8 protein-coding genes are annotated in these 12,373 nt (G+C 56.8%); 4 read left to right on the top strand and 4 right to left on the bottom strand.

Translation table 11 applies throughout. From position 1 onward, the window contains the following. Nucleotides 1-13 precede the first annotated feature (13 nt). From fhuB to JNB91_RS16915, 3 genes are all read right to left on the bottom strand, one after another. On the bottom strand, nucleotides 14-1,972 hold the full coding sequence (gene fhuB / locus JNB91_RS16905) for a Fe(3+)-hydroxamate ABC transporter permease FhuB (protein ID WP_220326684.1): 1,959 nt from the start codon (nucleotides 1,970-1,972) through the stop codon (nucleotides 14-16). Continuing rightward, a complete protein-coding gene (locus JNB91_RS16910) occupies nucleotides 1,969-2,799 on the bottom strand; it encodes an ABC transporter substrate-binding protein (RefSeq protein ID WP_220326685.1) in 831 nt (276 codons plus the stop codon). The genes fhuB and JNB91_RS16910 overlap by 4 nt, the downstream gene beginning before the upstream one ends. 70 nt (nucleotides 2,800-2,869) lie before the next feature. Continuing rightward, nucleotides 2,870-4,957 carry a TonB-dependent siderophore receptor gene (locus JNB91_RS16915; RefSeq protein WP_223218222.1) on the bottom strand — a complete coding sequence of 696 codons (2,088 nt, stop codon included), beginning with the start codon at nucleotides 4,955-4,957 and terminating at the stop codon, nucleotides 2,870-2,872. A gap of 165 nt (nucleotides 4,958-5,122) precedes the next feature. Here JNB91_RS16915 and JNB91_RS16920 point away from each other — a divergent pair, with 165 nt between their 5' ends. Further along, a complete protein-coding gene (locus JNB91_RS16920) occupies nucleotides 5,123-6,082 on the top strand; it encodes a LysR family transcriptional regulator (RefSeq protein WP_220326758.1) in 960 nt (319 codons plus the stop codon). A gap of 210 nt (nucleotides 6,083-6,292) precedes the next feature. On the opposite strand, the gene JNB91_RS16925 is transcribed toward JNB91_RS16920, so the two are convergent. Beyond that, nucleotides 6,293-7,162: a helix-turn-helix transcriptional regulator gene (locus JNB91_RS16925; protein WP_220326687.1), complete on the bottom strand. Its 870-nt coding sequence runs from the start codon at nucleotides 7,160-7,162 to the stop codon at nucleotides 6,293-6,295. A gap of 540 nt (nucleotides 7,163-7,702) precedes the next feature. On the opposite strand from JNB91_RS16925, the gene JNB91_RS16930 reads away from it, so the two are divergent. The 3 genes from JNB91_RS16930 to JNB91_RS16940 are packed head-to-tail and all read left to right on the top strand — an operon-like array spanning nucleotide 7,703 to nucleotide 11,924. After that, on the top strand, nucleotides 7,703-9,757 hold the full coding sequence (locus JNB91_RS16930; protein WP_223218223.1) for a TonB-dependent siderophore receptor: 2,055 nt from the start codon (nucleotides 7,703-7,705) through the stop codon (nucleotides 9,755-9,757). Then, nucleotides 9,751-10,857, top strand: coding sequence for an ABC transporter substrate-binding protein (locus JNB91_RS16935; RefSeq protein ID WP_220326689.1), 1,107 nt, complete (start codon nucleotides 9,751-9,753; stop codon nucleotides 10,855-10,857). The genes JNB91_RS16930 and JNB91_RS16935 overlap by 7 nt, the downstream gene beginning before the upstream one ends. After that, nucleotides 10,854-11,924 (top strand): siderophore-interacting protein, encoded by a 1,071-nt coding sequence (locus JNB91_RS16940; protein WP_220326690.1) that lies wholly within the window; start codon nucleotides 10,854-10,856, stop codon nucleotides 11,922-11,924. Before JNB91_RS16935 ends, JNB91_RS16940 begins: the two co-directional genes overlap by 4 nt. Nucleotides 11,925-12,373: the final 449 nt, after the last annotated feature.

Below are 12,373 nucleotides of genomic sequence, written 5' to 3' on the forward strand. Positions count from 1 at the left end.
TGCAACAAGAGTTTCATCTTCGCCCAACCAGCCAGACCAAATAGGGGGCTCCCACCATCGCAGCGAAGAGACCGAGTGGTAATTCGTAGGGAAATGTCATCGTCCTTGCACCGAAATCGGCGAACCCCATGATCAGGGCGCCCAAGACGAACGAAGACACGAGATGTTCTTTCGTGCCGACAAAGCCTGCCCGGACGACGATATGTGGAGCGATAAGGCCGACAAAACTTAACGGGCCAACGAGGACTGACGCCATACCGGTAGCCAGACCACATAATGCAAGCATCAGCACCCTGCTGCTCATGATCGGAACGCCCAGACTGTGCGCAGTCGCCTGCCCAAGCGGCAGAAGGGTCAGCCAACGGACCATCAACATGGCTGCGAGCAGCACGAAGATGGAAGCGCTGGCGAGGAAAACCGCAGTCGCAGGTGTCGCCGCGGAAGCCGACCCGCCAATCCAGGCTAATATTTGCCACGCTTTCTGATCTCCCGCGGCCATCAGAACGGCCAAAACCGAAGAGCTAAGGGAACTGACTGCAATCCCCGCAAGGAGCAGCTTTTCAGGGGGGAAATTTTGCCGGCGCGCGAGACCCAAGACGATGGACATGGCTGCCAATCCCCCCAGCGCCGCGCCAAACACCAGACTATAAGGTCCACCTGCAGGAAAAAACGTCAGTGAAGCAGCAAATCCCAAGCCCGCACCGCCGCTCACTCCAATGACCTCGGGACTCGCCATCGGATTGCCAGTCATCCGCTGCAGAATTGCTCCCGTGAGCGCCAACAGGCCACCGGCTCCTGCCGCCGCCAAAAATCGAGGCCAACGCAGCGAAGAGAGTTCGGCGGCATCGGCATAAGAAAGCAAGGTCCATTTCTGCCCATCATTGCCGACGAAGAACGCCAGAAGAATAATGACAGGCAGGAAGGCAAGAAGCCCGGAGATTCCCTTTGAAAACCGGATGCGCCGAACGATGAAATGAGATGCTGTCGTCGGTCGCGCGGCGCGCACCTTCGGCAAAAGCCAAAGTAATATTGGCCCGCCGATCAGCGCGGTGACGGCACCTGTGGGAAAGGTTTCTCCTGTCGCGCCCGATACTGCCTGTACCGCCCCATCGCAAATCCAGAGGAACAATGCGCCTGCCAATGGCGAAAGAGCAAGCACGGCAGTCGGTTTGCGGATACCGCATCCTCTTACGAACGCAGCAGCTGCCAGCCCAACAAAACCGATCAGACCGACATTCGCCGCTACAAAACCGGCAAGTGCGGTGGCAATGACAGCGACGGCCAATCGTACACCCCGCAGGTTTATGCCGAGCGATTGGGCACTCGCATCGCCAAGGCCCAGCAAGACCAGCGGCCTCATGACCAATGCGCAGAAAACCAGGCTGACCACGAGCTCAAGTGAAAGCGCATTGAAGACTGACCAGTCCTGCTGGCTGAGCGATCCGCCATTCCAGGTGACAAGCGACATTAGATACTCGCCCTGAGCCAAAGTGAGTGCGGACGACAGTGCAACTGCCGTGACACCCACCAGCATCCCCGAAACAACCATCGTGACCGGTTCGAATGAAGTTCTCCAGCCAAGCGCGAAGACGATTGCCGCAGCTGCTCCCGCACCTGAAAGGGCAACAATCGTGCGATTACCATCAAGTATCTGCGGGAAAAAAAGAGTAGCCACGACAATCGCAAGCTGTGCTCCGGCGGAAATCCCAAGTGTCGATGGATCTGCAATCGGATTACGCAGCAACTGTTGAAGCAGTGCTCCCGACAGCCCCAAAGCGGCCCCCGCGATGATAGCAACACCGGCTCGTGGCAATAGACCATACTGCAAAATAATGCCATCGAGTCCCGGTTCCTCCGGGCCAAACAGCACGCTCGGCCAAGCCGAAATCGCCAGATGTTGCGTCGCCGTGAACAGAAAAAGTGCGACGGCACCGAGCAGTCCGGCTAACCCCACGATGACAGTCCTGCTCATCGTTTTGCCCCGTCCGAACCCAATAGTGCGTCGCTTAGAAGCCGGGCAAAGCGCATGGCAGCAATAACGCCGCCGTAAGGGTTGATATTATCCAGCATCAGGACCCTGCGCTCCCGAACAGGAACCAGGGAATTCCATATCATGCTCCTCTTGAGAGAACTTCGAGCCTCGATAGGGATTTCAGAAATCACGATAATACGGGCATCTTCACGAGCCGCTAATTGTTCGATCGGCACCGGGGCGGCAAACGTGTAGCGCGACCGTTCGGTCCATGCATTTTGGAGACCGATCCTGGAGAGAACGTCACCAAACATGCTATCCGAGCCGAACACCCGGACATGTCTCGCGTCACCGACATTGACGAGATAAATGGGCCTCTTGGCAAACGGCGAAAGAGTTCTGCGGTACCCCTCCAGTTGAACCTCAATTCCTGAAAGTATCATCGACGCTTCATCTCGCCTATCGAGCCGCTCAGCGAGACCGCTGACTGCAACAACAGCCTTTTCGAAGGGCGGTTCGCCCCTTGTGTAGAAGGGAAAAGAGACAATCGGCGCGATCCGCTCCAAGGTGATCTGATGCCTTGTGTAGAAAGGCGAGAGCAGGATCAGGTCAGGCTTCAAAAGATGGAGAAGTTCGAAATTCGGAGAGCCGCGCAATCCAAGGTCGATGACGTCGCCGGGAATTTCGGGCGCGACTGCATCCTTGCGAAACTGAATGAGTTCGGTCGCGGCAACCGGCATCACACCCAAAGCCACTGCTGTTTCCAGCATCGCCCAGTCGATCGCGGCAATCCGCGGAGCACCGGTGGCAAAAGCTTTGCCAGCCATCAGTGACGTTGCGACGCCGAGAAGGATTTCCCGACGTCGCAGAAAGGCTGAATTCGTTGAATGCACGGGCTTACCAGGTATAGCTAAGCTTCCCTATGACTGTACGGCCATCCCCATAATAGCATCCGAAGGTGCTGCAACTTGCAACATACTTCTCGTCACCGAGGTTCTTGAAATTAAGAGAGCCTTTCCAGTTTTCCTTTCGATACGTCAACGCTGCGTCGAACAATGTGACGCCATCGAGATCGAAATCCGGGTTGTTCGTGCTATTGCCAAAACGCTGCCCCACGTAACGAACGCCACCTCCAATTCCCAGTCCCTCCAGGGCAGTCCCCTCCTGAAAGGTATAGTTTAGCCAAAGGCTCGCAGCGTTTCGCGGGACATTCTCAACACGGTTTCCGTCATCGATGCCTTCACCGATCTTGGCATCGGTATAGGTGTAGGCGGCGCGGAGATCGAGACCTTGAGCCACACTCACCACGCCTTCGAGCTCGACACCCTTGACATGAACCTCGCCGATCTGTTGCGGAAGGCCTGCGACAGTTCTGAGCACGTTCGTTTGCTTCAGATCATACACCGCCGCGGAAAAGAAACCATTGAAGCTTGTCGGCTGATACTTGATCCCAGCTTCCCATTGCTTCCCTTCGCTGGGCTTGAAGTCAGCTGCGGCTGTACTCGCGATCGGGTCATAGGAGGTGGAATAGCTAATATAGGGAGCCAGGCCGTTGTCGAAGAGATAACTCAACCCCGCGCGTCCGGTCAGCTTATGATCGTCCTGATCGACAGATCGGGGATCGTTTGAAAGCATATTTGTCGAGGTACCGGAGGTTGATGCCCAATCTTGCCGCAGTCCGAGTGTCGCACGCCAGTTCTCATAGGCCAACTCGTCCTGAATATAGATACCCACCTGCGACAAATCACTCTTTACCTTGGTGTCGATTGTCGGAGAGATCATGTCGATCGGCCCACCATAGACGGGATCAAGAACGTCAAGCGGTGTCGCGCGGAAGAAGCGTGTTCTGACATTATTGTCGAAGTATCTGTAATCGAGGCCGAACAGAACTTTATGATCGACTGCAGCAGTCGAAAATTCCGCCGTCAGGTTGTTGTCGACGTTGAATGTGTTCAGATTTTCGTCCTGGAAAGTCGCTGTACGAGCAAGCGTACGCCCGTCAGGACCGAGACCCGCAGACGCCATGCCGAGGGCCTGGTAGTTCCAGTCGAAATTCGTGTAGCGAACATTCTGGCGGAATGTCCATGTCTCGTTGAGACGCCGCTCGAATTCGTATCCGACGTTGGTCATGGTTCTGCTGGAGTCATCGAAGCTCTCATCGCCTACGAAGAAGTTGCGAGGGAGCTTCAAACCCGATCCACCAGTTATGTATTGCGGTGGCAAACCAGAAGGCGAACTGGGATTGTCATGCTGCACGCTTGTCAGGATCGTCAGCGATGTATCTTCATCCGGCTTCCAGGTGAACGCGGGTGCGATGAAGTACCGGTCGTTGTCCAGGTTATCGGTTTGCGCTCCAGCGTTCTTGGCGAGACCTGTCAGGCGATAGGCGAATTCTTCGTGATTGGGGATCACGCCGCCGAAGTCAAAAAACGCACCGTAATTATCATAGCTACCGATCTGAGTGCCGACTTCCCCGAAATTCTCGAACCGAGGACGCTTGCTGACCTGATTGATAATACCGCCCGGATTGCCTTGCCCGTACATGACGGAGGCCGGGCCGCGCAAGACATCGACACGCTCAAGGCCGTAGACCTCTACTGTCGGCGCGCCCGCTGTACGCATTAGCTTGAGTCCGTTCAGATATTGTAGCTGCCGACCATCGAAGCCGCGAACGATGGGTGAATCAAAGCGCGGATCGGCGCCAAACGGCTGCCCGACGACCCCGGCGGTATAATTGAGAATTTCGCCGAGCGTCTGTGCCGACTGTGCTTCGATCTGATCCCGAGTGATGACAGAAATCGATTGCTGCGTTTCCAGGATAGGCGTCCCCGTCTTGGATGCCGTGGCGCTTGTCTTTGCAACATATCCGTCGACAGGGCCGCGCGGATCACTCTCCCCCTGCCCCTGTATGACAATCGGTGCGAGTGTCGTTTCCTGCGGCTCCTGAGCGACGGCTAGCCCTGTGCCGGAAAGGGCAAATGCCATCGTGGTCGTGACAAGAAGATGGGATCGAAAACGGTGCATGCCGCCCCTCGCAAGAAATCTGGACAATATTGGTCATATTTCTATCGACAGCGCAGCATCAAATCCAATAAATGGAAGCAGCTTTTTTCAGAAGCAAAAGTTATGATAACTGGTGCGGTTAGGACGATGGCTTCAGGCAGACAGCGCGCGACCAATTTTGAACTGAGACATCTCAGATACTTCGTCGCCTTGGTGGAGGAGCGGAATTTCGAGCGGGCCGCACTCCGGCTCGGCATCGCGCAGCCAGGCCTCAGTCAGCAAATCTTTTCCCTGGAAGCGATTGTAGGTCTTCCCCTGCTCGACCGGTCCAAGCGATCGGTGAACCTCACACCGACCGGGCAGGCGCTTTATGAAGATGCGACGAAAATTATCGCACAGGCGGATGCAACACTTTCCCTGATCCGGCGCGTTGGTCGCGGTGAGAAGGGCAGGATCACCGTTGGATATGTCGCGTCCGCGTCCTACTCCGGCATCCTGACGGAAATGCTGGGCTCGTTCCGGCGCTCGCTCCCCGATATCGAACTGCAGCTTTTCGAGATGGAGATGCGACAGCAACTGCAGAGGATCAAGGATGGCGATATCGACTTCGGCTATATTCGCCCCCCTGCACCGATCCCTTCAGACCTGGAGACCACCACAGTGCTCAAGGAGCCTCTAGTGGTGGCAATGCCGGCGGGCCATCCGCTGGCATCAAGAACAGCGATAAAACTTCTCGACTTAAGAGACGACGTGTTCATCACGCCGCGGCAGCCGCCTGATGTTGGTTTTCATGCGAATACACTATCTGCCTGTGGTGAGGCCGGCTTCAAGCCCAAGCTGGATTTGAACGGCAGGGATTTCACCACGATAGCCAGCATGATTGCGGTTGGCCTCGGCATTGCGCTTGTTCCGCACAGCATGAACTGTTTCGGTTTGCCGGGTGTGCGCTACGTCCCTCTTGTCGACAACGAAATTACAACAGACCTAGCTGTCGTTTACCGGAAGAAGGAAGCCAGCCCGGCAGTCAGGGCATTCATCACCCATCATCGCGACCTCTCCGGTCAGCGTAGGACGAAAAATCGCATGCATGGCAAGAGCTTAACCTAACTCCTGACTGCACCCGGATCGCATGCGTGCTGTCTCCCCCCGACCAACGAGTTACGATCGGGCGAGTACTGGTGACTTCCAACCCATGATGCGCTCAAAGAATACGCAACAGCTTGAATAGTGGCATGAAGCTGCAAAGGACGTTTTGTCACTCGTGTACAGCCAGGGTAGCGAGGGACCTCAACGCAGCCGGAAACGCGATCATCGCAGCTAGATCCGACTTGGCGACAGCCCGAAGCGCTTGCGGAACGCCGTGGCAAAATTTGCGGCATCGGAGTAGCCGGCCATCGCCGTCGCCTCCTGTATTGAAGCCTCGCCGGATTTCAGCGCTGAGAAAGCCTTCTGAAGACGCCTTTCTCGAACGAATTCGAAGACGCTTTTGCCCTCCGCTCTTCGAAAAAGTCCTTGCAGCCCGCTCGCACTGATGCCCGCTTCGCGCGCTATCGCCGCGACACTCAACGGTAACTCCAGATTTGCCTCGATGATATCGATCGCGCGCGACAGTCTCACTTTGTCCGCCCCGGTCACGATTGCGTTCTCGCCTGCAAAAGTCTCTGTCCGCGTCGCCGCGGTCAGACTTTCAACGACTAGTTCTACTGCGCGGCCCTCCAGATAAAGGTTACGCAATGGCGGCAAAAGGGGCGGCGGGGAAAGAATTTCGGCGATAAGCGCGCCGGTCTTCGCCGTAGTCTCCCATTGATGGTGGGAGAGATGATCCTTCAACAATCGGGTTCCTGGAGTGGCATCTTGCAAATGCGCCAGTCCGTCCAAGCTCAGCCATTCCGACGATGCGGAAACGACCAGATGGCGCAGATATTGGCGCTGGCGGGAGGAGCGTTCGAAACTCTCCCGCCTGCTGTTCATGATGGCGACGCCAGTTGGCTTCCTCCGTTCTGCGCCATCGAACGCAAAGTCGCGATCGCCGATCTTGAGATCAACCTTGCCGTCCAGAAAGAAGATGCAGGATAAGCCCTCCTGCAGCGTGGATTTTGCTGTAAACGCGCGTTCCTCTGTCACGTCGCTCAGATGCAGAAACAGTCCCGGCCGCAGTTCGGCATGCAGGAAGTCGCCATGGATCAATGTGTCATCAGGAGAGAGCTGGCTGTCCGGACTGGCGACAGAGACGCCATCAGAGCGAAGAAAATCCCTTACGCAGAACGTCTGCTTCGCGCCTGGCCGAGCCGCGTTCCGATCCACCTGTTCTGAAAGTCTTGTCATCGAAGCGGCTCTCTTTGGGCGATCTTCAGGTCTGCGATACGCGAACCGATGACGGGAGCGGCAGTTCGTCGTTCATATATGCTGTCCGGCAAAGGTTTATTGTTGGTCCGCAAAGGTCATCACATTCCCACCCAAGCCAGCATGCCATAAAAGCTACATTAACTTGATGATGCAGGTCAAGTTTATGGGTAATGGAGAATACGGGGCATGATGCAGGAGTTCAGGGGACACGCTACGCAGAAACGCGATGGGACGTCCATTTTGCGCCGAAGAAGGATGGCGGATCTACCGGCAGCGACTTTTTTCACAGCCACGGCCAGCCTGATGCTTCTCACGGGCCCTGCCGACGCGCAACAGGCCGACACGACACTGGCTCCAATTGTTCTCAATGGAGAGGGCCCGATGGGCCCAGATCAAGGACTTATTGCGAAGCGGACCCGTAGCGCGTCGAAGACTGATACATCGATTCTGGAAACACCCCAGGCCGTCAGCGTTGTTACGCGCGACCAGATGGAGGAACAGGGCGCCAACACTGTCGCTGAAGCATTGCGCTATACGCCGGGTGTTCACCCTGATCCGAACGGCTACGATGTCCGTTATGACTGGCTGTACATCCGCGGCTTCAACTCCTACGGCACGATGTGGCTGGACGGCCTCGTCATACCCGGCGATCCGTTGAACTACTCGACACCGACAATCAATCCCTATTCGCTTGAACGGGTCGAAGTCATCAAGGGACCGGCATCTGTTCTTTATGGGCGCACCGTGCCCGGCGGATTGGTCAACCAGGTGAGCAAGCGACCCCAGACGACGCCGCACCGGGAAGTCTCGATCGGAACCTCCAGCTTCGGCGGCGTGCAAAGCTCATTCGATTTCACCGGACCTGTCACTGAAGGAAGCGATTGGAGTTATCGCCTCCTCGGCCAGGCCCGCAACATGCATACACAGATCGACCATGAGCGCGATCGGCAGTTGATGATCGCGCCGTCAATCACATGGTCTCCCAGTGCGGAGACTTCGCTTACTCTCTACGGCTATTACCAGCATGACGACCCGATTTTCAGCCCCCGCTTCTATCCCGCCTACGGCACTCTCCTGCCAAACCCGGCGGCGCAGATCCCGCGTGACGTTTTCCTGGGCGACCCGGACTGGGGCGGCTTCCGCCGCGATTACTATCACTTGGGCTATGAGTTTGAGCATGCGTTGAACGAGACCTGGAAGATACGCCAGAATCTCCGCTATGGCCGGTCCGACCAGCATATGGATCTCGTGCTCGTCAATCCCGCCTTCGCCTATACCGGCGCTCCATCCGCAAATCTGGATCGTGTGACGGCGATTTCGGACGACTGGACTTCCACGTTCGCGGTTGACAACCAACTGGAGGCAAAATTCGATACGGGCGACTTCGACCACACCATGCTGTTTGGCCTCGACTACGTCCACGGCAAATCGAGCACCAATTTCGGCAATACCGGATTTGGTACCGTCGTCCCGGGCATCGATTTCCTCAACCCTGTCTATGGCATCGACTTTCCGGTTGCACCGATCACCGCGAGCGGTCTGCAGACTCAGGATCAGGTCGGGCTCTACGTGCAGGACCAGATCCGCTACGGCGGGTGGCTCGGCACGTTCGGGCTCCGCTATGATTGGTCGAATATCGACAATAAGAACCGCCTGACGGGATCGACCGTCAGTACAGACGACAAGGCGCTGACTTGGCGGGCAGGCTTAACCTACCTGTTCGACAACGGCTTTGCGCCTTATGCCAGCTATTCCACATCTTTCCTGCCGTTAATGGGCACCGATGCCGCTGGTCAGCCATTCGAGGCGCAGACTGCCGACCAGTTCGAGGTCGGGGTCAAATACGAGCCCGCAGGCGGCCGCGGTATGGTCACTGTTTCGCTTTTCAACCTCATCCACGAGAACGCGCTCACTCCGGTCGGGCCCAATCCGGCACGGCCGGTCAGTTACCTTCAGGATGGACGTCAACGCGTTCGCGGCGTCGAGATCGAGGGGAAGTACGAGGTGACCCCCGAATTCGACCTGATGGCTGCATATGCCTATTCGGATTCCGAGGTGTTGAGATCGACAAATGCGATCGCCATTGGCAGGGAGGTCTTACGCCTTCCCGAGCATCAGGCAAGCATCTGGGGCGCCTATCGTCCGGCCGCCATAGATGGCCTGACGCTGACCGCCGGTGTGCGCTACATGTCCTCCTACCAGACCGACGTGACCTACCTCGATCAACTCCGCATTCCCGCACGAACATTGGTCGACATCGGGGCGTCCTACGACTTCGGCGCCTTGAAACAGGAATTCGGCGGAACCAAACTGCAGTTCAACGTCACGAACCTCTTCGACGAAAAATACGTTTCCCATTGCCTTAACCTGACCGGTGGCAGTTGCAACTACGGGGCAGGACGCGCCATCACGGCCAGCCTGAAATATACATGGTAATCTATCGTCGATCATGGCTCGGTCTGCTCCTTGCCGCCGTGACTTTCATCTTTGCTTCTTCGGCAAGCGCGGAAGTGGTGGTGCATGATGCGCTTGGCCGCGAAGTAAAACTGCGAAACGCAGCACAGCGGATTGTCGTCAATGACAGTCTCATCCTGTATTCATTGGCGCTGATCGATCCCGATCCGGTCTCCAGGCTCGCCGGATGGGGTACGCCCGGACGGATTGATGGCGGTGTATATGCCGCCTTCAGGAAGCGCTTTCCGGAGATAGATGCAATCCCGGATATCGGTGGCGTGGTCGCCGGCAAGATTTCCGTTGAAGCAATCATTGGAATGAAGCCGGACGTCTTCATCGTCGGGCTATGGCAGGCCGGCTGGGATGTTTTGGTCGAGCAGCTTGCGGCAGCCGACATTCCTGTCATTTTTCTCGACGGGCCGCAGGTCGACAAACTGTCACCTCCCGATGCAACTGCATTTTCGGTTAGGCTTCTTGGCCAGATCATAGGAAAAGAAAGCAAGGCGCGGGAATATGCTGCCTTCGTTAAGGCCCGGTACTCCAGAGTTGACGAGCGTCTATCCGACCTCACAAAGCCCAAATCGGTGCTGATCGACGTTCAAGCAGGCTCGCTTTGCTGCTACACTGCCGGTGCCAGCAATCGGATGACACAATATCTCGAACTTGCGGGCGGCCACAGCATCGGCGCAGACGCCGCATCCGGTTACGATACGCGCATCAATATCGAATATGTTCTGGGTGCCGATCCGGACATTTATATCGCCACCGGCATGCCGCGCCTTGCAGACCGTGGTGGCATGGCGATGGGTGGCGGCATATCGGCCGGCACGGCGATTTCATCCCTGCGGGCCGTCACCAATCGCAACCATCTGGACAGCCTGACAGCCGTGCAAAAGGGCAAGGTTTTCGCGGTTTCCCACCAAATCGCGATCTCGGCGCTCAACATCATAGTTTTCGAATGCTTCGCGAAGTGGCTGCATCCGGACGAGATGTCGGACATCGACCCGGAGATGACCTTGGCCGAGATCAACCAACACTTCTTTGCAGTGCCGCTTGAGGGCACGTTCTGGATTGCGCCATGAGACAGCTGGAATCCCAGGCGCGTATCGTGCTTGACGACCCTGACCGCGTTCTCGGTGAACTCTGTCGTCACATGGTCGAACATGATGCAGATCTCGAAGAAGCCGACGGTCTCAGGACACTCCGGTTCAAGAACTCAATCGCCAGCTTTCGCCAAGACGGCGCCACCACCGTCATCGCCATTCGCTCGACGGATCTTGAGGGCATCTATTTCACCCGTCTGGCAGTGGCTTCGCACATAACGGAATTCGCAGCGGATACCGTCCCTCGGATCATATGGCAGGGCGATGGTGGTGACCTGATCCGCCCGCCGAATTTCCAGGTTGTGGAGGTCCGCGCTATTGAAGACATCACCCCTCGCATGCGGAGGCTCACGCTCGCAGGTGAGGATGTCGCGCGATTTCTACCGCTCGACGCGTTGCATCTGAACATCCTAATCCAGAAGCCCGGTGTGAGCGAACCGCAATGGCCGAGCGTCGGACCGGACGGCATGATCCACTGGGCAAACCCGGACCTGCGACCGGATTTCCGCAAATACACTGTTCGGTCGATCAACACTAAGGCAGGCACAATCGATATCGACTTCGTCCTGCACGCAGATGCGGGCCCAGGGTCGGCGCTGGCAGAACAGGCGAGGATCGGAGATCGGTTCGGCATTGCGGGTCCGGGCGGTGGTGGCCTCATTGAAGCCGACTGGTACCTGTTTGCGGGGGATGAAACTGCTCTTCCGGCGATCGCGCGCATGCTGGAGGCGTTGCCAGAGACCGTGACCGGCAAGGCTTTCATAGAAGTTGCGTGCGAAAATGAAATCCAGAATTTGGTTCATCCCGAAGGCATCAAGGTGATCTGGCTGATGCGAGACCGATCAAATCCTGGCGCGAATTCACCTCTCGTCGATGCAGTCAGAAGCATCAACTTTCCTCGCGACGGCAGGCGGATCTACGTCTGGTCTGGGTGCGAATTCGAAGACTTTCGATCGATCCGCGCCTATCTGCGGCAGGACGTCCGATTAAGGAAGGAGGAACATCTGGCCGTGTCCTACTGGAGACGCGGTTCCAGCGAAGCGTAACGGTACCGTCTCTTCTTGTCCCAAGTCATCGATACGGGGATAGGATCGGATGCAATGGCTTCCAGAACCTCAGCCCCGGCCCCCACTTAGGACGTATAGAGCAGAGCTTCACGCGTTTCCCTCTCGGATTTCAGCTTGAGGTAAAGCGCATGAATTATCCGATCTCGGACGTGGAGATCGGCTTTGCTGTGTTCGGGCTTTTTCGGCGGTGCTCTCATATCTCAACAAGACGCTGGCAGACGGCCGGTTCCATTCGATCAGCAAAATCCAACCGCCGCACCTCTGATCTCGTGTGGGCCGAATTTCATCGCGGCTCAAACGGCGGTCGCAGGTACAAAACCTTCGAAATCAGTTTCGCGGCAACCCCGACGCTCTGTGTGAGGGTTGGAATGGGCGCAGCACGGACTAATTGGGTTGGTGACCCACGCCGTGAACCTATTTTGAAGGAG

Origin of the sequence: Aliirhizobium wenxiniae (genome assembly GCF_019511445.1) — a bacterium.
GTDB lineage: Bacteria > Pseudomonadota > Alphaproteobacteria > Rhizobiales > Rhizobiaceae > Neorhizobium > Neorhizobium wenxiniae_A.